18 protein-coding genes are annotated in these 26,002 nt (G+C 44.6%); 8 read left to right on the forward strand and 10 right to left on the reverse strand.

What is annotated here, in order from left to right:
- The 5 genes from QF117_RS18315 to QF117_RS18335 all read left to right on the forward strand — a co-directional run bounded on the left by QF117_RS18315 (window position 1) and on the right by QF117_RS18335 (window position 7,000).
- Window positions 1-1,920, forward strand: coding sequence for a family 20 glycosylhydrolase (locus tag QF117_RS18315; RefSeq protein WP_282389519.1), 1,920 nt, complete (start codon window positions 1-3; stop codon window positions 1,918-1,920).
- Between the two features lie 86 nt (window positions 1,921-2,006).
- Complete coding sequence (locus QF117_RS18320; protein ID WP_282387457.1) at window positions 2,007-4,412, forward strand: N,N'-diacetylchitobiose phosphorylase; 2,406 nt, start codon at window positions 2,007-2,009, stop codon at window positions 4,410-4,412.
- Between the two features lie 83 nt (window positions 4,413-4,495).
- A complete protein-coding gene (locus tag QF117_RS18325) occupies window positions 4,496-5,908 on the forward strand; it encodes a phosphoglucomutase/phosphomannomutase family protein (protein WP_282387459.1) in 1,413 nt (470 codons plus the stop codon).
- 185 nt (window positions 5,909-6,093) lie between these two features.
- Complete coding sequence (locus QF117_RS18330) at window positions 6,094-6,654, forward strand: DJ-1/PfpI family protein (RefSeq protein ID WP_282387461.1); 561 nt, start codon at window positions 6,094-6,096, stop codon at window positions 6,652-6,654.
- Window positions 6,655-6,724: 70 nt separating this feature from the next.
- Window positions 6,725-7,000 carry a ribbon-helix-helix domain-containing protein gene (locus tag QF117_RS18335; protein WP_282387464.1) on the forward strand — a complete coding sequence of 92 codons (276 nt, stop codon included), beginning with the start codon at window positions 6,725-6,727 and terminating at the stop codon, window positions 6,998-7,000.
- Window positions 7,001-7,013: 13 nt separating this feature from the next.
- Here QF117_RS18335 and QF117_RS18340 read toward each other — a convergent pair whose 3' ends face one another.
- The 10 genes from QF117_RS18340 to hrpB all read right to left on the reverse strand — a co-directional run bounded on the left by QF117_RS18340 (window position 7,014) and on the right by hrpB (window position 23,644).
- Entirely contained in the window at window positions 7,014-8,042 is a 1,029-nt protein-coding gene (locus QF117_RS18340; RefSeq protein WP_282387466.1) for an ABC transporter ATP-binding protein, read from the reverse strand.
- Window positions 8,042-9,667 carry an iron ABC transporter permease gene (locus tag QF117_RS18345; protein WP_282387468.1) on the reverse strand — a complete coding sequence of 542 codons (1,626 nt, stop codon included), beginning with the start codon at window positions 9,665-9,667 and terminating at the stop codon, window positions 8,042-8,044. Before QF117_RS18345 ends, QF117_RS18340 begins: the two co-directional genes overlap by 1 nt.
- A gap of 98 nt (window positions 9,668-9,765) precedes the next feature.
- Window positions 9,766-10,779: a Fe(3+) ABC transporter substrate-binding protein gene (locus QF117_RS18350; RefSeq protein WP_282387470.1), complete on the reverse strand. Its 1,014-nt coding sequence runs from the start codon at window positions 10,777-10,779 to the stop codon at window positions 9,766-9,768.
- 266 nt (window positions 10,780-11,045) lie between these two features.
- Entirely contained in the window at window positions 11,046-12,275 is a 1,230-nt protein-coding gene (locus QF117_RS18355) for an ammonium transporter (RefSeq protein ID WP_282387471.1), read from the reverse strand.
- Window positions 12,276-12,302: 27 nt separating this feature from the next.
- Window positions 12,303-12,641, reverse strand: coding sequence for a P-II family nitrogen regulator (locus tag QF117_RS18360; RefSeq protein ID WP_017036685.1), 339 nt, complete (start codon window positions 12,639-12,641; stop codon window positions 12,303-12,305).
- A 220-nt stretch (window positions 12,642-12,861) separates the two neighbouring features.
- Window positions 12,862-13,230, reverse strand: coding sequence for a YacL family protein (locus tag QF117_RS18365; RefSeq protein ID WP_282387472.1), 369 nt, complete (start codon window positions 13,228-13,230; stop codon window positions 12,862-12,864).
- Between the two features lie 195 nt (window positions 13,231-13,425).
- Window positions 13,426-16,014, reverse strand: a complete 2,589-nt coding sequence (acnB, locus tag QF117_RS18370) for a bifunctional aconitate hydratase 2/2-methylisocitrate dehydratase (RefSeq protein ID WP_282387474.1) — start codon at window positions 16,012-16,014, stop codon at window positions 13,426-13,428.
- Window positions 16,015-16,296: 282 nt separating this feature from the next.
- Window positions 16,297-18,531: a patatin-like phospholipase family protein gene (locus QF117_RS18375; RefSeq protein WP_282389520.1), complete on the reverse strand. Its 2,235-nt coding sequence runs from the start codon at window positions 18,529-18,531 to the stop codon at window positions 16,297-16,299.
- Window positions 18,532-18,684: 153 nt separating this feature from the next.
- Window positions 18,685-21,066: a penicillin-binding protein 1B gene (gene mrcB, locus QF117_RS18380; protein WP_282387477.1), complete on the reverse strand. Its 2,382-nt coding sequence runs from the start codon at window positions 21,064-21,066 to the stop codon at window positions 18,685-18,687.
- A gap of 73 nt (window positions 21,067-21,139) precedes the next feature.
- Window positions 21,140-23,644 (reverse strand): ATP-dependent helicase HrpB, encoded by a 2,505-nt coding sequence (hrpB, locus tag QF117_RS18385; protein WP_282387478.1) that lies wholly within the window; start codon window positions 23,642-23,644, stop codon window positions 21,140-21,142.
- A 20-nt stretch (window positions 23,645-23,664) separates the two neighbouring features.
- Here hrpB and sfsA point away from each other — a divergent pair, with 20 nt between their 5' ends.
- The 3 genes from sfsA (at window position 23,665) to gluQRS (ending at window position 25,937) form a co-directional block, all read left to right on the forward strand.
- Entirely contained in the window at window positions 23,665-24,384 is a 720-nt protein-coding gene (sfsA, locus tag QF117_RS18390) for a DNA/RNA nuclease SfsA (RefSeq protein WP_282389521.1), read from the forward strand.
- A gap of 133 nt (window positions 24,385-24,517) precedes the next feature.
- Window positions 24,518-24,964: an RNA polymerase-binding protein DksA gene (gene dksA, locus QF117_RS18395; protein ID WP_282387481.1), complete on the forward strand. Its 447-nt coding sequence runs from the start codon at window positions 24,518-24,520 to the stop codon at window positions 24,962-24,964.
- An 82-nt stretch (window positions 24,965-25,046) separates the two neighbouring features.
- Window positions 25,047-25,937: a tRNA glutamyl-Q(34) synthetase GluQRS gene (gene gluQRS / locus QF117_RS18400; RefSeq protein ID WP_282389522.1), complete on the forward strand. Its 891-nt coding sequence runs from the start codon at window positions 25,047-25,049 to the stop codon at window positions 25,935-25,937.
- The last annotated feature ends 65 nt before the right edge of the window (window positions 25,938-26,002 follow it).

The raw sequence follows: 26,002 nt of genomic DNA on the forward strand, positions 1-26,002 counted from the left end.
ATGAGTTACCGCGTCGATTTAGCAGTACTTTCGGAGCAAAAACAGTTTTGCCGATTTGGACTTACGCTACACAATTTAAGTGATCAAGACATCAACAATTGGTCGTTCAATTTTATTATGGATAGGTTTATCCAGCCTGATAGTTTGTCCAATGGGGTATTGAATCAAATTGGAAGTTTCTGTGTATTAACACCAAAACAAGAAACCCTCAAAGCGAATGCCCACTTTTATTGTGAATTTAGCATCAATACTGCCCCACTTCGTTTTTATACCGATGGCCTTAAAGGTGCGGTGCTCATTGACGCCGAAACGGATGAGCATCATAGCGTTGCTATCACCCCTATTGCGCTGGCTTCACCACACAGAAAACGCGCTGAAGTGCCTGACGTGGCTGCTGCGGAGATCGCGATCATTCCACAGCCCGTAAAGTTAGACGTTTTACCGGGTCATTACGTATTCAATAAAAAGAGTCAAATTACCCTTCTCACTAGCCGAGCAGAAGAAGCTGCAACTTGGCTGCAAGTTGAGCTCAATACGCTGTTTGATTTTAGTATGCAATCTATTGGCAAAGGCGATATTCGATATAGAAAAAATCCGATTCTTGACGAGGGTGATTATCAACTGACCATTGACCAAACAGGCGCCTGTTTAGAAGCGAATTCAGCGTCTGGATTTGTTCATGCCAGTGCCACTTTTATGCAGCTTTTAAAAGCAACGGGTGAAGATAACCAACTCAGCGCACCTTGCATAAAAATCAGCGATTCACCACGTTTTAAATATCGCGGCATGATGCTTGATTGCTCTCGCCATTTTCATCCCGTTGAACGAGTCAAACGTCTGATTAACCAACTGGCTCACTATAAGTTTAATACCTTTCATTGGCACCTTACCGATGATGAAGGTTGGCGCGTTGAAATTAAGGCTTTCCCACAGTTAACAGACGTCGGTGCAAGTCGGTCACAGCAGTCAGCTCTAGAGCCTCAATTTAGTCACATCGATCAAGCTTATAGTGGTTATTACACTCAAGAAGAGATCAAACACGTCATCGCATTTGCTGAGCAACGTGGCATTACCATCATCCCTGAGATTGATGTCCCTGGGCACTGCCGCGCTGCCATCAAAGCATTGCCAGATCTTCTTGTTGATCGTGCTGATCAATCTCAATATCGCAGCATTCAAAACTATACGGATAACGTGCTGTCACCAGGCCTAGAGGGGACTTACGAGTTCTTAGAGCGAGTGCTTGAAGAAGTGGCCGAACTTTTCCCATCAAAGTGGGTACATATTGGCGCTGATGAAGTGCCTCATGGGGTGTGGGAAAAAAGCGCAAAATGCCAAGCACTAATGAAACAGCAAGGCTATACCGACACGAAAGAATTACAGGGACACTTGCTTCGTTTTGCTGAAACGAAACTCCGCTCCCTAGGAAAAAGAATGGTGGGCTGGGAAGAAGCTCAGCATGGGGACAAAGTCAGTAAAGAAACCGTTATTTATTCTTGGTTGAGTGAAGAAGCGGCACTGAAATGCGCTAAGCAAGGGTTCGATGTTGTTTTACAACCGGCTCAACATACCTATCTCGATATGGCACAAGATTACGCGCCAGAAGAACCCGGTGTTGACTGGGCAAATGTTCTGCCACTAGAGCAAGCTTACCGCTATGAACCACTGGCTGAGATTCCTGATAGCGACCCAATAAAGAAACGCATACTCGGTATTCAATGTGCACTTTGGTGTGAAATTGTCACCACTCAAGAACGCATGGATTACATGGTATTCCCACGCTTAACAGCTATGGCTGAAGCGTGCTGGACCAACAAGCCTCAACGAGATTGGAATAATTATCTAACCCGGTTAAAAGGGCAATTACCCTTGCTTAATAAGCACGGTATCCAATATTGCTCACCGTGGAAAAAAGACTAAATCGATGAGTCACTATGACTCTTAACCACTTTCACTAGCATGATGTTTAGCTGTTAAATTTACAGCTTATATAAAAGGATAGAACCATGAAATACGGCTATTTCGATAATGAGAATCGTGAATACGTCATCACTAGACCTGACGTTCCAGCACCTTGGACTAACTACCTAGGTACTGAAAAATTCTGTACTGTCATTTCGCACAATGCAGGCGGTTACTCATTCTACAACTCACCGGAATACAACCGAGTCACTAAGTTTAGACCGAATGCTTCGTTTGATCGCCCGGGACACTATGTTTACCTGCGTGATGATGAAACGGGTGATTACTGGTCAATTTCATGGCAGCCTGTTGCTAAGAGTCTAGACGAAGCGAACTACGAGGTTCGTCATGGTCTTTCTTACTCTAAATTTAAGTGTGAATACAACGGCATTACTGCTGAGAAAACGCTCTTTGTACCAAAAGGTGAAGATGCAGAGGTTTGGGATGTTGTGATTAAAAACACTTCTGACAAGCCACGTACCATCAGTGCGTTCTCATTTGTTGAGTTCTCATTTAGCCATATTCAATCGGATAACCAAAACCACCAGATGTCTCTTTATTCTGCTGGGACAGCATATAAAGATGGCGTTCTAGAATACGATCTTTATTACAACACCAACGACTTTGAAGGCTTCTACTACCTTGCTTCTACCTTTGACCCTGATTCATACGATGGCCAACGCGATAGCTTCTTAGGTCTTTACCGTGATGAAGCGAACCCGATTGCTGTAGAAAACGGTCGATGCTCAAACAGCGCTCAAACTTGTTACAACCACTGTGGCTCTCTACATAAGCAGTTTACTATTCAACCAGGCGAAGAAGTTCGTTTTGCTTACATCCTGGGGATTGGTAAAGGCAATGGCGATCGTCTACGTGAAAAATACCAAGACGTTGCCAATGTTGATGCGGCTTTCGCTGGTATAAAAGATCACTGGAATGAACGCTGTGAAAAATTCCAAGTTAAGTCGCCAAATGAAGGCCTAGATACCATGATCAACGCTTGGACCCTATACCAAGCTGAAACATGTGTCGTCTGGTCTCGCTTTGCTTCATTTATTGAAGTCGGTGGGCGTACAGGTCTTGGTTATCGTGATACCGCGCAAGATGCGATTTCGGTGCCTCATGCGAACCCTGAGATGACGCGCAAGCGCTTGGTTGATCTATTACGCGGTCAAGTCAAAGCGGGCTACGGTCTGCACCTCTTTGATCCAGATTGGTTTGATCCTGAGAAAGCCGATGTTGAACCATCAAAATCACCTACGGTCGTTCCTACGCCATCAGATGATGACAAGATCCACGGAATTGATGACACCTGCTCTGATGATCACCTATGGATCGTACCAACCATCTGTAAGTATGTGATGGAAACCGGCGAAGAAAGCTTCTTTGACGAAGTGATTCCATACGCAGATGGCGGCGAAGCAACCGTTTATGATCATATGAAAGCAGCACTTGATTTCTCTGCTGAATACGTGGGTCAAACAGGTATCTGTAAAGGTCTGCGCGCAGACTGGAACGACTGCTTGAACTTAGGTGGCGGTGAGTCTTCAATGGTTTCGTTCCTACACTTCTGGGCACTGCAAGAGTTCCTAGATTTAGCAAAATACCGTAGCAACGATGCAGACGTGGCTAAATACACTGAAATGGCTGCGAACGTACGTGAAGCCTGTGAAACTCATCTATGGGATGACGAAGGTGGCTGGTACATTCGTGGTTTAACTAAGAACGGTGAGAAGATCGGTACTGCTCAGCAGACAGAAGGTCGCATTCACCTTGAATCAAATACCCTTGCAGTATTATCTGGTGCGGTTTCTCAAGAACGTGGTGAAAAAGCCATGGACGCGGTTGATGAGAACTTATATTCAGAGTATGGCTTGCACCTAAACGCACCTTCGTTCGCAACACCAAACGACGACATCGGTTTTGTCACACGCGTTTACCAAGGTGTTAAAGAGAACGGTGCTATCTTCTCTCACCCTAACCCATGGGCATGGGTTGCTGAAGCGAAGCTAGGTCGTGGTGACCGTGCAATGAAGTTTTACGATGCACTTAACCCATACAACCAAAACGACATGATCGATAAGCGTATCGCAGAACCTTACTCATACGTTCAGTTTATCATGGGACGTGATCACCAAGATCACGGTCGAGCGAATCACCCTTGGCTAACAGGTACTTCTGGCTGGGCTTACTTCGCAGTAACCAACTTTATTCTCGGTGTTCGTGTGGGCTATGAGGGTCTGACTGTTGATCCATGTATTCCAACTGACTGGCCTGGATTTGAAGTGACTCGCCAATGGCGTGGTGCAACCTACAACATCAAAGTTGAAAACCCAAGCTCAGTAAGCAAAGGGGTTAAGTCAATGACACTTAACGGTCAACCTGTTGAAGGTGCAATCCCAGTTCAAGCTGATGGCAGTGTTAACGACGTTATCGTCACTCTTGGCTAATCGCTAGATTCACTCTCGTGACTGATCATCACCTGCCTCCAACAAAAGAGGCAGGTATGTTCAGAATCTAAAAGGATTCAATCATGATCAAATTTGGTACCGGTGGCTGGCGCGCATTTATTGGCGAAGAGTTTACCAAAGACAACGTTCGCCTCGTCGCACAAGCCCTTTCAAATATCATTAATAATGAACAGGTCGCAGACAAAGGGTTCATCGTCGGCTATGACCGTCGTTTTCTATCGGATAAAGCCGGTCGTTGGTTTGCTGAAGTATTAGCCGCGAATAATATTCCAGTCAGCTTTATCGATAAATTTGTCCCAACCCCTATCGTTATGTTCCAAGCCAAAGAAATCGGTTGTGCTTATTCAGCCTGTATCACGGCATCGCATAACCCCGCAGATTACAACGGCATCAAAATTTTCATTGAAGGTGGACGAGACGCGGATGAGATCATCACTCAGAAAGTTGAAGACCAAATCAGCCAACTGACTCTAGCTGATGTGAAGTCGGTCGATTTCGAACAAGCTCTGAACGATAAGTCGGTGGTCATTATCAATCCAATGAACGCATTTGTTGATTCAATTATTAATTTTATTGATATTGAAGCGATAAAAAAAGCCAACCTACGCGTGCTCATTGACCCGATGTTTGGGGTGGCTAAAAACGCACTTCAAACGGTGCTTATTAATGGTCGCTGTGATGTGGACGTTATCAATGATGGTAAGAACCCTGATTTTGGTGGGTTAATGCCTTCGCCGAATGCGGCAACACTCTATCGTCTGAAACATTTGGTGGCAGCTGAAGGCTACGACATTGGCATTGGCACCGATGGCGATGCCGATAGACTGGGCATCATCGATGAAAAAGGTCACTTCATCCACCCTAATGAAGTTCTTATCCTGCTGTATTACTACTTACTTGAGTACAAGGGCTGGAAAGGCTCTGTGGTTCGCAACATCGCAACAACTCACATACTGGATAAAATTGCGGCAGACCACGGGGAGAAAAGCTTTGAGGTTCCTGTCGGCTTTAAACACATTAGCTCACAGATGGAAGCGGATGACTCTTTGATTGGTGGTGAAAGCTCAGGTGGCTTGACCATTCGAGGTCACATCCTTGGTAAAGATGGCGTGTTTGCATCGAGTTTATTAGTTGAAATGATCTCAGTGACAGGCAAGAAATTGTCAGAAATGCTTGATGAGATCTACGGCAAATACGGATACGCCTACACGGCCGAGGGCGACTGTACATTCAAGCCGTCTGAAAAAGAGGCGCTTTACAACAAAATATACGTTGAAAAGCAGCTGCCAGAATTCGAATACGAGATAGCAAAAGTCAGTTATGACGATGGTGCCAAAGTCTACTTTAAGAACGGTGGCTGGGTCATTGCTCGTTTTTCAGGCACAGAGCCTTTATTAAGAATTTTTGCAGAAATGCAAGACAAAGACACTGCAGAACGTGTTCTTCAACAGGTGAAAGAGTTTTTATCACTTTAATGATGTAAACACTTTTACCTACTTAACGCTCAAATTGAGCACCCTATAGGTGAAGAACACATTTGCCCGGCGAAAGCCGGGCTTTTTTATTGTCAGTTTCCATAATGTAGTAACCGACTACTACCACGGAATGTAAACAAATTGTTAACCTGAGAGTTCATTCAACTCAATATGGAAATTTGAATATGGCACGTATACTAATTTTGGCTGGTGATTTTGTAGAGGACTACGAACTTATGGTCCCTTTTCAAGCGTTAGGTATGGTTGGACACACCGTCAGTGTTGTTTGCCCTGATAAACGAGTTGGCGATACGATTAAAACAGCCATCCATGATTTTGAAGGGGACCAAACCTATACCGAAAAACCAGGCCACTTGTTTACACTCAATGCTAATTACGACGATACTTCCTCGTCACAATTCGATGCGCTAGTACTTCCAGGAGGAAGAGCTCCAGAATACTTACGTATGAATACCAGTGTGATTGAACTTATCCAAGCATTTGCCAATGAGAAAAAGCCAATTGCTGCCATCTGTCACGGAGCCCAATTACTGAGCGCCGCCAATATTATTCAAGGTAAATCTATCTCGGCGTATCCCGCCTGTGCTCCTGAAGTTGAACTGGCTGGTGCTCACTATGCGGATATCCCAATGGATCAGGCAGTTACTGATGGAATATTTGTTACTGCGCCAGCATGGCCAGCTCATCCCGCTTGGTTGGCACAATTAAATCAACAGTTGCTTTAGACTAAAGATGTACTGCTTTATCTGAAGAAAGCGTTAAGCTGATGTGATGCCATTATCGGAGGAGAACAAAATGTGCGAGATATATTCGGGTGCAGAAGACACGCTCTTTGAACTAAAATCTCGTTCTGTTCGAATCGACGGTGTGGTTACCAGTATCAGGCTCGAGGCTGTATTTTGGAAAGTGATCGAAGACATCGCCGGAGAATCTGGTATCTCGGTTGCTGAATTCTTAACGCGAATCTACCGTGAGGTTATTCAGAGAAGAGGTGAACTTGGTAACTTCACCTCTTTGCTACGAGTCGCCTGCACAACGTACCTCAATGGCGGTAAGAGAATTCGCTTATAAGTCAAATATTTCGTTAAAACGCTAAAATGCCTTCATCATGCAATGCGACGGTGACAGGCTGTCCAATCGAAAGTGCCTGAACCGAGCTTGCTAGCAATTTGTTGCCCTTCACTTCCACAACATAACGGCAATGATCACCCATAAAGTGCTGCTCTAGGACTCTCACATCACTCTCTTCAGCCGCTTCAATTTGAACATGCTGAGGGCGCAGCAATAGTTCGCAGTCACCACCTGCATCGATGCTATGCCTTGCTGTTGCAGCAACCACACCGAGTGCCGATTCAAACTCACCGTCAGACAAGCGCACCGCAGGTAAGTAGCTTCCACCACCAAGGAAATCAGCCACAAATTTGCTTGATGGATGGTAGTACAGTTCGGTGGCGGTTCCATACTGCTCAATAATTCCGTGGTTCATAACCGCCATTTTATCGGAAAAGGCAAACGCTTCCTCCCGACTGTGGGTTACAAAAATGGCCGTCACACCTTGGGATTTAAAAATACGTCTAATTTCAGCGATCAACTCATGACGAACCTGAGTGTCAATATTAGAAAATGGTTCATCCAGTAACAGTAAATCGGGTTTGTAGGCTAACGTACGAGCGATCGCAACGCGTTGTTGTTGTCCACCGGAAAGCTGATGAGGAAAGCGGTCTTCGTACCCAGCTAAGTGAACAAGATCCAGCATCTCTTTCACTTTCTGATCTTTGTCATGCTTAGACTGTTCTCTCAGCCCAAAGCCAACATTTTCGCTCACGGTTAAATGAGGAAATAGCGCATAATCTTGGAAAATCATCCCAATATTACGCTGCTCCGGTGGCAGCCAATTCTTACCATCATCAATGGTCATGCAGTTTAGGCTCATTTCACCAGAACTTAAAGGCAACAAACCCGCAATCGCTTTTAATAGTGTGGTTTTGCCGCAACCGCTCGCCCCTAATAAGCAGACGATTTCACCTTGCTTCACTTCTAAAGATAATTGCTCAAGCACTGTTTGAGTATCGTACTTACACGTTAAATTTTGAATCGACAACGCACAACTCATCAGTGTGTTTTCTCCAACGAACGATTAACAATAACAAGGGGAATAAGCCCCACAAGGACTAATAATACAGCAGGCATTGCCGCTAACTCTAAATGCTCATCTGAAGCGTAGTTATAGACATAAGTTGCCAAGGTTTCAAAGTTAAACGGCCTTAACAATATTGCAGCGTTCAGCTCTTTCATTGATTCAATAAACACTAATAGACCGGCAATTAAAGCCCCACGACGCACCAATGGAAAATGCACTCGCCACAACATCTTATTAGAGTTGCAGCCCATTGTTCTCGCCGCCATGTCTAATGATGGTGGAATTTTGCTTAAGCTGCTCTCTACACTGCCAATGGCGACCGCAGAGAAACGAACGACCAACGCTGCAATCAAAGCAAACATCGATCCTGAGAAAACCAATCCTGGGCGCTGCCACTCCATCAATCGAGCAATGTCGTTCACAAAGTGGTCCATAAAGAGCACAGGTACCAAAACCCCTATGGCCAATACCGTTCCAGGAACCGCATACCCCATAGAGGATAAACGCATACACGCTAGACTGCCACGACCTGGAGTGACTCGATGAGAAAAGTTAACGATCAAAGCAACACAGACGCCCAAAATGGCGGCAATCACTGAAACTTGTAAACTGTTGATCGCGTACTCTCTGAATTCTGAACTCCAGCTCTGCTCAAAGTATTTAAACGCATAAATACAAAGCTGCAATAAGGGTAAGATAAAAGCAACAGAGACAAGTCCCCAGCACCAACTTAGCGCCGCCCATTTCTTCCATCCGCTTAACTGGTAGCGTATGTCTTCTCGGCTACTGAATTGATTTTGGAATAACTTCTGTTTTCTTCGACTATAACGCTCGGTGCTTAAGAGTAAAATTACCATCACGAGCATTAACGCTGAGATTTTTGCAGCGGCATTCAGATTTGAATACCCTAACCACGTGTCATAAACAGCGGTGGTTAACGTGCTAACTGCGAAGTAGTTTACCGTTCCAAAATCACCAATGGTTTCCATCGCAACTAATGATAAACCCACCGCCATTGAAGGGCGAACAAGAGGTAAAGAAATGCGTTTAAAGCTTTCCCAAGGTGTGCACTTTAGCAGTCTCGCCGATTGAAGCAGAGAAGCGTTTTGCTCCATGAATGCAGCCCGACACAAAAGATAAACGTATGGATACAACACCAAGGAGAGAACAACCGTCGCACCCGTTAAGGTACGAATATCTGGAAACCAATATTCACCTGGCCCCCATCCAGTTAGATTTCTCAGAAGGATCTGAATAGGCCCAGCAAAATCAAACCAGTCGGTAAAAATATACCCAATAATATAGCCAGGCATGGCCAAGGGAAGCACTAAGGCCCACTGTAAAATACCTTCACTAGGTAAACGACACATGGCCATAAACCACGCACTCGGAATACCAAGGAGCAAAGACAGTAACATCACGCCAAACGTCAATACCACCGTATTGTAAATATACGTGGGCATAACCGTCGACATCAGATGTGAAAAAACCTCATCGGTGTCACCCATTGAGGTATAGAAGATCGCTAAGATCGGCAAAACCAGTAGCAGGGCCAGGCCTGCACTACTGGTTTTCCATAGAATATTTTTTTCGTTCATTGCCTAACTACAACAAGGATGTATGAAATATAAACGCAATTACAAATACATCTCATATCCTTTTAAAAAACAGGGGTACTTTATACCCCTACTCTTTATCAAAGGTCAAATTTGACTTCGTCTAACAGTCGAATTGCGGCTGAATGATAAGTGGCAATATCGTCCAAAGAAACATCATCAGACTTAAAGTCGCCCCAAGAAGCAACCAGTTCAGAACGTTTAACGCCCGCTTTAACTGGGTACTCATAGTTTACTTCAGCGTACATGCTTTGCGCTTTATCACCACTTAAAAACTCCATTAGTTTCTTAGCGTTATCTTTATTTGGTGAGAATTTAGCCATCGCCATGCCAGAGATATTAACGTGTGTGCCTTCAGCATTCTGGTTCGGGAAGTTAATGTAAACAGAGTCAGCCCATGCTTTTTGCTCTTTATCATTAACCATCTTACCTAGGTAATAGCTGTTACCAAGAGCAACATCACATAAACCTTCTTTAATCGCTTTCACTTGGGCACGGTCGTTACCTTGAGGCTTACGCGCCAGGTTTGCTTTCACGCCTTCAAGCCATTCTTTCGTTTCAGCTTCACCGTGGTGTGCAATCATTGAAGAAACAAGAGAAACATTGTATGGGTGCTTACCACTACGAGTACAGATTTTACCCTTAAACTCAGGTTTTGCTAAATCAGCGTAAGTAAAGTCATCACCTAAACGACCAACACGGTCACGAGATGAGTACACTGAGCGTGTACGAGTTGTTAGTGCAAACCATTCGTTTTCAGCATCTTGATACTGAGCTGGAATATTTGATTCTAAGACTGTGCTATCAACCGCTTGAACCAACTCTTTATTCGTTAACTCAGCGAGACGACTAATATCAACCGTTAGAATAACATCAGCTGGGCTTAGGTCACCTTCACGTGCTAGTGTTTCTGCCAGACCTTTTTTAGCAAACTTTACGTTTACTTTGATTCCAGTCTCTTTTGTAAACTCGTTAAACATTGGCTCAACCAAGAACGGTTGACGGTAAGAGTATACGTTAACTTCTTCAGCGGCCATTGCTGTTGGGGCTAGAACGCTGCAAGCAAGTGCAGAAAGAGTAAGCAGTTTTTTCATTAGTTCAATCCTTTACATCGTAATGATAATGTTTATCAGTTGCATTATTATATGCATGAATACATTTATTACAATAATATTAGTCAAAAAAAATGGATATTCGTGAAAGTTTTTTTTCTCTTGTTTTGTAACAGTTTTTTTCACAAATTTAATGACATGAAACCACATGAATGATAGGTCAGGTTGGCAGGTTTTCTTTGATACAAAAAAAACCTGCCAACAAAGACAGGTTTCGCTTTACCGATAAGTCGATTATTTCAGGTTAACTATTTTACCGTTACAAATTCAGGGTAAGCGCCAACACCACAATCGTGCATATCCATGCCTTCTAGTTCTTCGTCTTCTGTAACACGAATGCCCATTGTTGCTTTCAATACACCCCAAACCACTAGGCTAGCACCAAATACCCAAGCAAAGATTACAGCAGCGCCAAGCAGTTGTGCACCAAATGTCGCATCACCATTACTCAGTGGCACAACCATCAGACCGAAGAAGCCACACACACCATGTACTGAAATGGCACCAACTGGATCGTCAATCTTCATTTTGTCTAACGCAATGATACTAAATACAACCAATGCACCTGACGCACAGCCAATCGCGACTGAATATAAAGGTGATGGAGATAGTGGGTCAGCAGTGATCGCAACCAAACCGGCTAACGCACCATTAAGGATCATCGTTAAATCTGCTTTGCCCCATGTCGTCTTACATACAAGTAGAGCAGCAATGGCACCCGCGGCAGCAGCAGCATTGGTATTTAGGAAAATTTGACCAACAGCTGTCGCATTTTCAAAATCAGAAAGCATCAGTTGTGAGCCACCGTTAAAGCCAAACCAACCAAACCACAGGATGAACGTACCCAGTGTTGCCAGTGGTAAATTTGAACCTTGAATTGGGTAAATTTCACCTTTTTTACCGTACTTACCTTTACGAGCACCCAGTAACAATACACCCGCCAGTGCAGCAGCAGCACCTGCCATATGTACAATACCTGAACCCGCGAAGTCGCTAAAGCCAGCTTCAGAAAGGAAACCACCACCCCATGTCCAGTAACCTTCCATTGGATAGATAAAGGCCGTTAATACAACAGAGAAGATGAGGAAAGACCAAAGCTTCATGCGCTCAGCCACGGCACCAGATACCACTGACATCGCCGTTGCAACGAATACGACTTGGAAGAAGAAATCCGATTCTAAAGAGTGGTCAGCGCCTTCACCCTGAGTACCAATTAGCGTACCAAATGAAGGTAACCAACCACCTTCACCGTTATCTACATACATAATGTTGTAGCCAACGACTAAAAACGTCGTACAAGCAATGGCGTACAAACAAATGTTCTTCGTTAAAATTTCTGTCGTGTTCTTTGAACGAACCAGACCCGCTTCTAACATGGCAAAGCCCGCTGCCATCCACATAACCAGTGCGCCAGAAATGAGGAAGAAAAAAGTGTCCAGTGCGTAACGTAGTTCTGTTACCGTTGTTAATAAATCCATGATATTACTCTCCAGTCCTTGAGATCATTAAAGTGCTTCTGCGTCCATTTCACCAGTACGGATACGAACCGCTTGGCTTAAGTCATACACAAATATTTTTCCATCACCAATTTTTCCAGTTTGAGCAGCCTTAGTGATGGCTTCAATTACGCGGTCTACATTTTCTGCTTGAGTGGCTATTTCAAGTTTGACCTTAGGTAAGAAATCAACCTGATATTCCGCGCCTCGATATAATTCCGTGTGTCCCTTTTGACGGCCAAAGCCCTTCACTTCCGATACTGTCATTCCCTCGATACCGACATCAGCCAGAGCTTCACGTACATCATCAAGTTTGAATGGTTTGATTATTGCGTTAATTAGTTTCATCGTACCCTCTCTAAGTCATTAATCCTTTAACTGTTGATTCTTATAATCCAAAGTACGTGCCAACTATTTAACTTACTGTTTTTAAACGATTTTGTTATATTTAGAGTCTTTAAACCAAAAGTGGCGCACCATACTGGTGCGCCACTTTCACAATAACAATGCATTAACATATCAGTTCACCACTACGGTGCAAATGCTAGGACTCGTTTCATCCTGATGTTTAAAAACCCAAAAAATCAATCCAACGCTCAATCAAGATCTCGAAATCATCAATACCACACCCAGCGGTACTTTCACTATTATAAAAGTGATATTCACTCTCTTCGTCCAATTCATCCCCATGGCTTAGAACATTTTCTTGAATGAGAACTTCGTCCGCTAAAATGGTCATAGAGATCTCATGCCCAAGTAACTTATGTTCTTTGGTTGGTAAGGCTTTAGATTGAGCAATTAACTGCTCAACTTTTTCTATTTTTTCTCGTGAACGACCAATCTCATCTTGCAGCCAACGACCTACTATTTCATGCCCCATACTGCATTTAACATAGTACTCGCCCATTAATGTATTGCGTGTGAACTCAAATTCCATACAAACTCCGATAAATTAGTGGGGCTAAGAATGGCGCAGAGTATATAGAGAGAATGGGAAACTCTCTAGGGCTATCATATTGCGGGCCACAAAAAGAATGCTTCTGATAATAAAAAAGCACTTACGAAATTCGCAAGTGCTTTGAATATATCATGAGTAAATAAGCGTTAATTAATCAACGCTTATCCATGAGCATTAAGCAGGCTCTTGGAAAATAACCGTGTCTGCTTTTTCAGTGTACTGACCCATTTTATGGAAGTTCAAGTAGCGATAAGTGTCTGCCGCTGTGGCATCGATCTTCTGAGCGAACTCTAGGTACTCTTCTTTTGTTGGGATACGACCAAGAATCGCACCAACCGCTGAAAGCTCTGCCGAAGCAAGGTAAACATTAGCGCCATTACCTAAACGGTTAGGGAAGTTACGCGTTGAGGTCGACATCACTGTAGACTTGTCTGCAACACGTGCCTGGTTACCCATACACAGTGAACAACCCGGAGTTTCAATACGAACCCCAGCTCGGCCGAAGATGCCATAGTAGCCTTCTTCAGTCAGTTGATCTTTGTCCATCTTCGTTGGTGGTGCAACCCATAAACGGGTATTCAAAGAGCCATTAAACTCTTCTAGCATCTTACCCGCCGCTCGGAAGTGACCAATGTTCGTCATACAAGAACCGATAAACACTTCTTGGATTTCTGTGCCTTGAACATCCGACAGCAGACGAGCATCATCAGGATCGTTCGGTGCACACAAGATAGGCTGGTCAATATCAGCCAGGTCAATCTCAATAACATGCGCATATTCAGCATCAGAATCCGCAGACAGCAATTCAGGGTTAGCCAACCACTCTTGCATCGCCTTAATACGACGCTCAATAGTTCGCACATCACCGTAACCTTCCGCGATCATCCACTTAAGCATCGTGATGTTCGAGTTTAAGTACTCTTCGATAGATTCCTGAGAAAGCTTAACCGTACAACCTGCCGCAGAACGCTCTGCTGATGCATCTGACAGTTCAAACGCTTGCTCAACAGATAAGTGCTCAACGCCTTCAATTTCTAGTACGCGACCAGAGAATTCGTTGATTTTACCTGCTTTTTCTACCGTCAATAGACCTTGCTTGATGCCATAAAGTGGAATGGCATGTACTAGGTCACGCAGTGTGATACCAGGTTGCATTTCACCTTTAAAGCGAACCAAAATTGATTCAGGCATATCAAGTGGCATAACACCCGTTGCTGCCGCGAAAGCAACAAGACCAGAACCTGCTGGGAATGAAATACCAAGAGGGAAACGCGTATGTGAGTCACCACCCGTACCGACGGTATCAGGTAGAAGCATACGGTTTAGCCACGAGTGAATAACACCATCACCCGGACGTAACGATACGCCAGCACGGTTCATGATGAAATCAGGCAGAGTGTGGTGAGTGTTAACATCGACCGGTTTAGGGTATGCAGAGGTATGACAGAAAGACTGCATAACAAGGTCTGCAGAGAAACCAAGGCAAGCCAGATCTTTTAGCTCATCACGCGTCATTGGGCCGGTTGTATCTTGAGATCCGACCGTTGTCATCTTAGGTTCGCAGTATTGGCCTGCACGCACGCCTTCAACCCCACACGCTTTACCAACCATCTTCTGAGCTAACGTGTAACCTTTATTAGAAGCAGAAGGATCAATCGGTTTAGCAAACAGATCTGTCTCTTCTAGACCAAGAGAAGTACGAGCACGGCTCGTTAGACCACGACCGATAATCAGTGGAATACGACCACCAGCACGGACTTCATCAAGCAATACATCACTTAGCTTAAAGCTTGAGATTTCTGCATCACCTTTACGAACAACACCTTCATAAGGGAAGATATCAATGACATCCCCCATGTTCATGTCTTGTACGTTGAGTTCAATCGGCAGTGCACCAGAATCTTCCATTGTATTGTAGAAGATAGGTGCGATCTTACCGCCTAGACAAACACCACCAGTGCGCTTGTTTGGTACGTAAGGGATGTCATCACCCATAAACCAAAGCACTGAGTTGGTTGCAGATTTACGAGACGAACCCGTACCAACAACATCACCAACGTAAGCCAGTGGAATACCATCTTTCTGAAGTTCTTCGATTTGCTTGATTGGACCAACACTGCCCTGTACGTCAGGAGTGATGCCATCACGTTCCATCTTCAGCATCGCTTTTGCGTGCACTGGAATGTCAGGACGAGACCAAGCATCAGGCGCTGGAGACAAGTCATCGGTATTGGTTTCACCGGTCACTTTAAAGACTTTAACGGTGATTTTTTCCGCTACTTTTTCTTTTGATGTGAACCACTCAGCATCAGCCCAAGATTGAAGCACTTGCTGCGCAGACGTATTACCTGCTTGCGCTTTTTCTTCTACATCGTAGAACGCGTCGAACATCAATAGAGTATGAGACAGTGCTTTCACCGCAATAGGAGCCAGTTCTGCATCGTCGAGAAGGGAGACTAACGATTCGATGTTATAGCCACCTTGCATCGTACCAAGGAGCTCAGCCGCTTTTGCTCGGCTTACAACAGGTGACTCAACTTCGCCTTTTGTTACAGCAGTTAGAAAGCCAGCTTTTACATAAGCCGCTTCATCAACACCTGGGGGAATTCTGTTTTCTAATAGGTCAAGAATGAACTCTTCTTCACCTTGGGGCGGATTTTTAAGAAGTTCAACTAGGCCAGCAACCTGCTCAGCATTTAGTGGTCTAGGAACAACTCCTTCGGCAGCACGCTCTGCGACGTGTTTACGGTAGGCTTCAAGCACGACTTTTTTCCTCTCATTGCGGTTCCTCCATTTATTATCACTTATCTATTTAGATCGATGATGGAGTGAACATCCTTGGAAACTTGGCTCTCCATTGCCAATTCAGCTGTTTATCTATGTACATAATGATGATGTAGAAGATAAACAAGCAGCGCCAGAGAGGCCAAACTGTGGGCGGTAGAATAGCAAATTTAACTTAAAATTAAAATCTTATCATTTTGACCAACATAGCAAGTTAAGACTAAAGTTGGACGATTTTAAGAAATTAACTTCGCATATTTGCTACTTAAATGTGGTTCCAATAATTAAATATACGGAATTGAATTGTTCTTCTGTGAACCCATAACCAAACATAATAGGTCCAATGGGGGAGTCAACGCCAACAAAGACAGAAGCCGCTTGATACAAAGGCGCATCTTGAATCTTAATATTAGGATCAGACCATACCCCACCATACTCAATGGAGCTACCCACATAAAATGGGGAGCTAAACAAACCAAAATCATTATCAAACCAACGGTATCGATAGACTAAACTGGTGAAAGCGATATTTTGCCCAATCAAACTGTCTCTTGGGATGCCAGACAGCTTGAGAAAGCCTCCAATTTCTTTCGGATCGACAGGCAACACCATACTCTGACTCTTGGTTAACCCCAGATCCATATTCGCGACTAAAGTATGACGATCATAGGTATAAGCCCCTATGAATTTTGCACGAATGTCGTCAACAGTATCTTCTGCGTGGTTAGCAGAACTAGCAAAACACCGCTCCTGCCCTCTTACTTCATCTTGAGAGACCCAATACTCAATATCCGCATAGATACCAGAGCGAGGTAGACTAAAATCATCTAACGTATCATAGCGATAACCCGTAAAAACACCTTGCCGGGTAAAGTTAAAATCACCGCATGACGGCAAGGTTGATAATTCGGCATAGCCTTGTATGTAGCGTAAGCCTAACTTAAACTCTCGCCACAAGGCTTCTTGATACCCGATAGCCAGCTCTCCTGTCCATTCCCGATAAGTCACTGGCAGGTAATTTTCGGATGCGCTTAACGTCGGATCATGAATTCCATTACTTGGCATATTACGCTTGTCGTTGCTGTAACTCCCCCCTAACGTTGTAAAGATTTTCTGGCTAGACATAAACGGCGAATACAGCTCAGCGCCTATCAGTTTATCAGTGCCCATTTCAAGGTTGAGCAAAAGTTCTGCACCCTCTGAGTTAAGATCAGTAAAGTTGCTCGATACCCCCAATGAATACTGGCTATCGGTGGTGAAATCATCTTCTAAGAAGAAGCGAAAGTTAACGTAGTTTGGCCCCCAACTTTTCGAATTGACATCCATAACCAATAGATCGTTACCGAGTTCATCTTTTTCGTATTGATAGGTGATCAATTCAAACCGATCTAACGCATAAAGGTCTTGGACACTCTGCTCAAGCTCTTCCGTACTTAACGCTTTCCCTTCTTCTAAACCAAGACGCGAACGTAATAGCGCTTCGCTATAATGGGTATTATTGTTGATGACGATCTGCTCGACAGAAATTTCATCTCCATACGGTAATTTTTTACGCGCCGTTTGTTTCTTTTCGATGTAGGCTTGATATTCGCTACTTGATAGGGCTAGGTGGGACAGCCTTGACGATTTCTCCATCGCCACTTTATACCCCTCTTTATAAGCGCCCGGCATTTTATCAAATTCCGTCGTTTGCATTTTACCCACGTCAGGCTGAAGGAAGATGTCTTTATCGGTCAACGTTTCTTGCTGCAACATAGTACTGCGACGCACTAAGTAGTTAGAAAGTTGATCTGCCACGGTTAAAAATGAACTGAAATCCTCTTCATTTAAATAGTCACTGCTAATATCAATGGCAATCACAATATCGGCGCCAAGATCTCTGGCTACATCAACAGGCATGTTATTGGTCACACCGCCATCCACCAGCAACTGACCGTCAATTTCATAAGGAGGAAGAACACCTGGCACAGACATACTGGCCATCATCGCATCAACCAGGTACCCTTCACTAATGATAACAGGCTCTAAATCGATAATATCCGTTGCCACCGAGCGGTAAGGAATAACGAGGTCATCAAACGAATCGAGCTTGGGCAAATTACCCGATGTTTCTCGCAAAATACGCAGCATATTTTGCCCTTGCACCACGCCTCTCGGCGCTCGAATCTCCCCCCAACGTAGGCCAAGGTCGGTATTAATTTGATAACGGTCTTCGTATTCTTTATCTCGGATACGTCTTTGGCTTCGATCAACACGATCTCGATAGCCCGTATTCCAATCAACTGAATAGATTAAACTTTCAATTTCACTCGCACTCATACCAGAAGCATACAAACCTCCGATATACGCCCCCATGCTGGTGCCCGTAATCATATCAACCGGGATTCTAAGCTCTTCAAGCGCTTTTAATGCACCAATGTGAGCCGCACCTTTCGCACCTCCACCCGCTAAGACAAGTGCGATTTTAGGTCGTTCATGCTGTTTATCACCATCAATATGTGCTGCTTCATCGGCCCATGAAAGCGGCCCGACGAAACACGCGAATAGAACTGAAAATCGAACAACATATCGCACTACACTAATCCTTTAATTACTTGAGACAACTTGAACTGAAAACAGAGACGGTGAAGTTGATGTTACTCGATTAAGCTACCATGTGAATATCTTTTTCAGCCATCCCGCGGGTTTACTTTCACAGTTTTTCCTGATGATACCTTTAGGATCCCATAGGGGTAATTTAAAGCCACTATCACACTCAAGCTCTAAAGAACCCTGCTGAGTTTTATTAAAACCAATCGTACTGATTTCTTGGGGCCAGGGTAATACGAGACGCTCAGGAATACGGTTCGTTAAATACTCCGAGTACACTCTCAGCGCCCCACTTGAACCAGTCAGTTTTGTTGGTTGATTGTCATCTCGACCCAACCAAATCGCCGTCACTTCTCGGCCATCAACACCAACAAACCAGCTATCGCGAGTATCGTTACTGGTTCCGGTTTTTCCAGCCAACGCTGCCCAAGAAAACTGCCCATGTAAATACCTTCCGGTGCCTTCAACAACGGCCAACTTCATGGCGTAAGTAGTGAGCCACGCCGCTTGCTGAGATACTCTTTGCTGAACCCTTGGAATCGACTCATAAAGCACATTCCCTTCCTGATCTAACACCGATCTCAGTGCTGATAATTGCGCTTTTTTGCCAGAGTTCGTCAGGGTTTGGTACATTTGCGCTACTTGAAATGGTGTCAATGTAAACGACCCCAAAAACATCGATGGAACAGGGCGAATTTCAGAGCGGTCGACACCCAGTTTTTCTAGTGTGTCCATGACGGCTGGAATACCGAGTTTCATGCCTAATTGAACCGTAGGAACATTGAGAGACTTAGACAGCGCTTCATACAGTGGCACTTCACCTCTAAACTGGCGATCATAGTTTCTCGGTGACCAGACATTGCCTTTACTGCCTTTTAAGCTAATAGGCTTATCTTGGAGCGTTGTGGCTAGATTATATTGCTCAGGCGCTTCTAAAGCCGTTAGATACACAGCAGGCTTAGCCAATGAACCAATTTGACGGCTGGCATTCAGTGCGCGATTAAAACCATCGTAACCCGTTCGCTTCCCCCCCACCATGGCTCGAATTTCTCCGCTATGACGATCAACCGCGACGGCCGCACCTTCCAATGAATTTCCGGCTTTTTTGGCCAGTTCGGGAATTTTGGTTGCTATCGCTTTTTCCAGCTCTTTCTGAGACACAGGATCGAGTGACGTAAATACCCGTAAGCCCATTTGAGACTGAAAGGCACTGCCCACTTTTTCTTTAAGCTCAATATTAACTTGCTGAAAGTACGCTGGCTGACGACTCGCAATTCTAGGGTTATCTTGAATATCTAACGGTCGACTGGCCGCCTGATCGTATTGCTGTGCGGTTAAAATATCCTGTTGCATCATCAACCTAAGCACTAAGTCTCGACGCGTTTTTGCTCGTTCGGGATGGCGGATAGGGTTGTAATACGACGGACCTTTGACCATGCCGACCAACAGTGCCAGTTGATCGATTCTTAATTCATCAATGGGTTGACCAAAGTAAAGACGAGAAGCAAGGCCAAATCCATGTATCGCTTCACCGCCACTTTGCCCAAGATACACCTCGTTCAGGTACGCTTCTAAAATGCGATCTTTGCTGTAGCGATAATCTAAAATCAGCGCGATATACGCTTCTCTCACTTTACGCCATAAGGTTCTGTCGCTCGATAAAAAAAGGTTTTTAGATAATTGCTGCGTTAATGTACTGCCACCTTGCACCGTCCGCCCGGCTTTAGCATTCACCACCATCGCTCGAGCAATCGCGACAGGAGAGACGCCATCATGTTGATAGAAATTACGATCTTCGGTCACAAGAAGAGCATCGACCATCACCTCTGGAAATTGATCCCGTCTCAAAAAGAGTCTTTGCTCATCGGTGTTTTTTTCTAACATTCCTAACATCTTAGGGTCCATACGCAGGTAACCTAAATTGCCACTTTTCTCCAAAGATTGAATGCGATCCACACCACTGTCGTTAAAATGCACCATCACGTGGCGTGACGGCTCTGGCCCATCAGAAAACTCAAATGGACGACGAATCATCTCTAATTTGGTTGACGACGAAGAGTATTCCCCAGGGTGTCGCGGCTGCCTCACCTTACGATAATTGAGTACATCCAGTTCATTACTTAACTGCTTAACCGATACTGACGATCCCGGCGTGATGGTCATAATCCTTGCGTACACAACCGTAGGCAAACTAAATAGCTGTCCTTCAAATTTCTGTTTTACAACGCTATCGAGATACACGCCGACAAAAATCAGCAGAGCCAACCCTGCTAGGCTCGCTTTCCAACCAAAGCTCCACAGCAACTTTAGCCATGACCGTTGCTTCACCGCCTTTTTCTTGCGCGTCGCTTTGCCCACAGCTGATTTCTTTGCTGGCGGTTTCTTTTTTGAAGTGGCCTTTTTGGTCGTTGACTTCTTGGTCGGGGTCTTTTTATCCGTCATTACTGTCCATCATTACTTTTTCATTATTGCTTTACGACATTGCTTTTTCGTTATTAATGAAAGTGCCGTTTTATTAATTAAAGTGCCGTTTTGTTTTTCTGGTCGCGACATGGTTGGCAGGATCATCTGGCCACACGTGTTTGGGGTATCGACCCTTCATCTCTTTTTGTACTTCTTTGTATGAACCGGCCCAAAAAGAAGCCAAATCTTGAGTCACTTGCAAGGGACGCTGAGCCGGAGACAAGAGTTCTAAAACAATTTTCTTTTGTCCATTGGCAATAACTGGGGAATCGTGCTCACCAAAGATCTCTTGCATTCGGACCGACAATATCGGCTCACACCCCACTTCATAACGAATCCTTTTCTTGGTTCCAGTGGGTAGCTGATGAGAAACGGGTAAGTACTGATCGATCTCTTTGCTCAAAGGCCAACCGAGTCTTGCCAATAACACCGGCACCAGATCAATGCCCTTTAAACCTTTTAACGAAGTCACTCCAACCATATAAGGTGCCAGCCATACATCAAGCTCCTTTAATAGGCTCGCTTCATCCATTTCAGGCCACGAAAGATCCGGTAACCAAGCTGCGCCACAGCGAATACGAACCAATAAATCGTTAGCCGATTGCGACCAATTTAATACCGAAAGCCCTTTTTGTTTTACATAACCAAGTAATGCTTCGGTCATTTTTTGTTTATCTAGCTGAGTCAGCGATTGTCGAGTGATCACCAAATTCACAAGCTTTACTTGTTCTTCGCCAATCAATCGGCCTTTATTTTCATTCCATTCGACCACTTCTTGGGTTACAAACATCGAAGGGAATTGCTGCTGTAATAAACGGATATCAAGCTCTACCGCTAAAAAGATTCGACTCGCATTATGCTGACTGCGCATTAAATCTATGGCCACTAGATATTCGCTATCCGACAAGCTGTGCGCCTGATCCACTTCAGCCCCGTGACCATTCGCAAGAACGAATTTTCCGCTTCCGATGGTACGCGCTTGAGCAACACGATCGGGAAAGGCAAGGCTCAGAGCGATGGCGACAAAACGCTCTTCAACCCTTGGTAGAGAAAAGCGCTGCTGACATTTAGCGGCCAGCTGTTCTGCTCGCTTTAAAATGGTTCGAGCTTTTTGGTGGCTTCCTTGCTTTAAACGATAAAGGCTGTCTTGCAGATCTACTGTGTTTCGCTCGGGTTCTTCAATTAAGGCGGCAACGGCTATGGCAGTCTGGAATAACGCCTCATCGCATTGTAGGGATTTCACCAACATACTTGCCATTCTTGGCTCCAAACCAAATTGATGAGCCTGTTTTCCCAGCGCCGTTAACTGACGCTGATCATTCATGAGATCAAGCGATACTAACAACTGCCGAGCTTGTGCTAGCGCAACGTCAGGAGGTGCATCGAGCCACTTTAATTCATTGGCTTCATACGCACCCCATTGTGCAAGTTCCATCGCCAATGGACAGAGATCCGAGTGCATAATTTCAGCAACAGGAACCGCAGGCTGTTGATTGAGGTGCCCCTCACTGTAAAGCCGCACACAAATTCCAGGCTCTAATCGCCCTGCTCGCCCCGCTCTTTGCTCTGCGGAGGACTGCGCTATTCTGACTTGCTCTAACTTAGTGATCCCTGTTTTAAGATCAAACTTAGCAACGCGCTCTAAGCCACAATCCAAAACCAAACGGATCCCTTCAATAGTGAGTGAGGTTTCTGCAATGTTCGTCGCCAATACGACTTTACGCAAATTCCCACTCAAGGGGGCTATTGCCTTTTGCTGCTCGGAGAAAGTGAGTTGACCATACAACGGAAAAAGAGACACATCACTGGCCAGATCGCTAAGTTTTTCAGCCACTTGTTTTATGGCTGATACGCCTGGAAGAAAAACCAACAAAGATCCCTGCTCAGTGGCCATTAAATGCTGTATCTGTTTAACGACGGTTGGAATTAGGTAATCGTGGGGTTTTAAATCATGATAACGATATTCAACAGGAAAACTTCGCCCATGCGACTCCACATATTTCGCCTGAGGAAGCAGAGTGGTTAACGCGTTTTGATCGAGCGTTGCTGACATCACCACAATATGAAGGTCATCCCTTAACGCATCTTGCACCTCAAGGCTCAAGGCCAATGCTGTATCAGCATGAATACTTCGCTCGTGAAATTCATCGAATATAAGTAAATCGATACCAGAAAGTTCAGGGTCCGATTGCAACATCCGAGTCATGATCCCTTCCGTCACGATTTCCAGCTGAGTCTCACGGCTTACTTTCGTTTCCCCGCGTACACGATACCCGACCCGCTCACCGACCTTTTCCCCCAATTGCTGCGCCAGATAGCCTGCAATATTTCTTGCCGCAAGCCGCCGAGGTTCAAGCATGATGATTTTGCCCGAAAACACCCCTGCTTTGATTAATTGCAGTGGGAAAAACGTGGATTTACCCGCGCCAGGGGCCGCTTTAAGAATCAATTGATTGTGTGATTGAAGGCCTGAAAGCAATTCCGGGATCACACTTTCTATCGGTAATGGAATCGGTGAAGACAATGGAGACGCCTTATGATGTAATGAGGGCACCATTGTACATAAAAACAGTAAAAATGCATTTTAATCCACCTCTTGAATCAGCGGTTTTACTCAAGCGTTACAAGCGCTTCTTGGCTGACATTCAACTGCCAGATGAATCGATACGCACGATCCATTGCGCAAACACCGGTGCCATGACAGGCTGTGCTGATGCGGGTAACACCGTCTGGTATTCAACATCGGATAACTTAAAACGCAAGTACCCGAACAGTTGGGAACTCACTCAAACCCAGCGAGGTGATTGGATTTGTGTCAATACGGCTAAAGCGAACCATTTGGCGGTTGAAGCGATTCAAAATAACATCATTCAAGAGCTTACTGGTTACGATGAATTGAAAACAGAAGTGAAGTACGGCAACGAAAATAGTCGTATCGATATCTTGCTCAATTCAGAAACTAAGCCAAAATGCTATATAGAGGTAAAAAGCGTCACTTTATTGGATGAAGATAACGATGGGCAGGGCTACTTTCCTGACTCTGTGACCACACGTGGTCAGAAGCATTTGAGAGAGCTCACGGAAATGGCGAAAAATGGAAGCAGAGCAGTACTTTTATTCACTGTTTTACACTCAGGGATTGAAAAAGTATCAGCAGCACTCCATATAGACGCCAACTATTCATATTTACTAAACCAAGCAATAGAGCAAGGTGTCGAAGTCCTGTGCTACAAAGCTCAGATTTCTGAATCAGGAATCAAACTCATTTCTGCTGTTGATTTTATCAATAACGAGTAGAAAGTGATGTGATGTTCACATTGATAAAAAGTTTGCTATTCAAGATTTGCGTCGCCCGTTTCTTTTTGCTATAGATAGCCGCCTAAAAATAGACTGCTCAAACAGTTGACTAGGTGTTAGTAGGAGATGCTGCATGCCAGAATTAAAGAAAAAAGCGATAGGCATCCTAGCCATTGCAGGGGTTGAGCCATACCAATCAAAGCCGGGTGAAGAATACATGTCACCTGATCAGGTCGCTCATTTTACAAAAATTTTAGCCGCATGGCGCAACCAACTGAGAGTTGAAGTTGATCGTACTGTTCACCACATGCAAGACGAAGCAGCCAACTTCCCAGATCCCGTTGACCGTGCATCTCAAGAAGAAGAATTCAGCTTAGAACTTCGTAATCGAGACCGTGAACGTCGTTTGATCAAGAAGATCGAGAAAACACTCAACAAGATCGAAGAAGACGATTTTGGTTTTTGCGAATCTTGTGGCGTGGAAATCGGTATACGCCGCTTAGAAGCGCGCCCAACGGCTGATCTTTGTATCGACTGTAAAACACTGTCTGAGATTAAAGAAAAACAGATGCAAGGTTAAACCTAGCCTTTGTGACGACTAGCCTTTGTTTGTAAAGGGAGCTTATGCTCCCTTTTTGTGGTTTTGATATCAGGTGAATATGATGAGTTATGTGGGTCGATTTGCACCTTCCCCTTCGGGTCCATTACATTTTGGCTCTTTGGTCGCTGCTCTGGGGAGTTATTTTCAAGCAAAATCTCATCATGGCAAATGGCTGGTGAGAATGGAAGATCTCGACCCACCTAGAGAAATGGCAGGCGCCTCCGATCTCATTTTAAACACCTTAGAGGCTTATCATCTTCATTGGGATGATACCGTTGTTTATCAAAGTCAACGCCACCCATATTATCAACAGCAAATCGAACATTGGTTAAGTTCAAAAGAGGCTTATTATTGCCAATGCACACGCAAACAGATTAAGCAATGCGGAGGCTTTTATCTTGGAACTTGTCGAGATAAAGCGCTCACTCCCGATAAGCCATGCTCAGTGCGATTTAAAGTGCCTCATGCCATCAATCACTTTATTGACTTAAACTATGGTCATATTGATATTCCTCAAGCTCTGGCAGAGGAAGATTTCATTATTAAGCGACGTGATGGATTGTACGCTTACAACCTTGCCGTTGTATTAGACGATATTCAGCAAGGTGTGACCGAAGTCGTGAGAGGTGCGGATCTTATCGAGCCAACAGGTCGACAAATCAACCTGTATCGTGCTTTGGGTGGACCAGAGGTCAGTTATGTACATTTACCTCTTGTTGTCGATCAGCACGGTAATAAGTTATCCAAGCAAAACCATGCACCAGCGTTGAATAATCAACAACCACTAGAAACGTTGCTCGATGCAATGGCCTTTTTGGGGTTTGATATTGATGCGCATATTCGTCAAGCAACGATAGACGAATTATTAACATGGGGGTGCCAAAATTGGTCCTTGCAGCGAGTGCCAAAGACCATGGCAAACACAGCAAGATTCTCAAACGGCGCGTCTTAGGCTATTATTAGCCCCAAATTAGGCCTTACCAGGCAAATTATCACCAACTAAAGCAACCTTGGTTT

It is taken from the genome of Vibrio sp. YMD68 (assembly GCF_029958905.1).
Taxonomy (GTDB): Bacteria; Pseudomonadota; Gammaproteobacteria; order Enterobacterales; family Vibrionaceae; genus Vibrio.

Coding starts and splice junctions, on each gene's coding strand:
- QF117_RS18315 (WP_282389519.1), top strand. CDS start 1: ATGAGTTACCGCGTCGATTTAGCAGTACTTTCGGAGCAAAAACAGTTT.
- QF117_RS18320 (WP_282387457.1), top strand. CDS start 2,007: ATGAAATACGGCTATTTCGATAATGAGAATCGTGAATACGTCATCACT.
- QF117_RS18325 (WP_282387459.1), top strand. CDS start 4,496: ATGATCAAATTTGGTACCGGTGGCTGGCGCGCATTTATTGGCGAAGAG.
- QF117_RS18330 (WP_282387461.1), top strand. CDS start 6,094: ATGGCACGTATACTAATTTTGGCTGGTGATTTTGTAGAGGACTACGAA.
- QF117_RS18335 (WP_282387464.1), top strand. CDS start 6,725: ATGTGCGAGATATATTCGGGTGCAGAAGACACGCTCTTTGAACTAAAA.
- QF117_RS18340 (WP_282387466.1), bottom strand. CDS start 8,042: ATGAGTTGTGCGTTGTCGATTCAAAATTTAACGTGTAAGTACGATACT.
- QF117_RS18345 (WP_282387468.1), bottom strand. CDS start 9,667: ATGAACGAAAAAAATATTCTATGGAAAACCAGTAGTGCAGGCCTGGCC.
- QF117_RS18350 (WP_282387470.1), bottom strand. CDS start 10,779: ATGAAAAAACTGCTTACTCTTTCTGCACTTGCTTGCAGCGTTCTAGCC.
- QF117_RS18355 (WP_282387471.1), bottom strand. CDS start 12,275: ATGGATTTATTAACAACGGTAACAGAACTACGTTACGCACTGGACACT.
- QF117_RS18360 (WP_017036685.1), bottom strand. CDS start 12,641: ATGAAACTAATTAACGCAATAATCAAACCATTCAAACTTGATGATGTA.
- QF117_RS18365 (WP_282387472.1), bottom strand. CDS start 13,230: ATGGAATTTGAGTTCACACGCAATACATTAATGGGCGAGTACTATGTT.
- mrcB (WP_282387477.1), bottom strand. CDS start 21,066: ATGACGGATAAAAAGACCCCGACCAAGAAGTCAACGACCAAAAAGGCC.
- hrpB (WP_282387478.1), bottom strand. CDS start 23,644: ATGGTGCCCTCATTACATCATAAGGCGTCTCCATTGTCTTCACCGATT.
- sfsA (WP_282389521.1), top strand. CDS start 23,665: ATGCATTTTAATCCACCTCTTGAATCAGCGGTTTTACTCAAGCGTTAC.
- dksA (WP_282387481.1), top strand. CDS start 24,518: ATGCCAGAATTAAAGAAAAAAGCGATAGGCATCCTAGCCATTGCAGGG.
- gluQRS (WP_282389522.1), top strand. CDS start 25,047: ATGAGTTATGTGGGTCGATTTGCACCTTCCCCTTCGGGTCCATTACAT.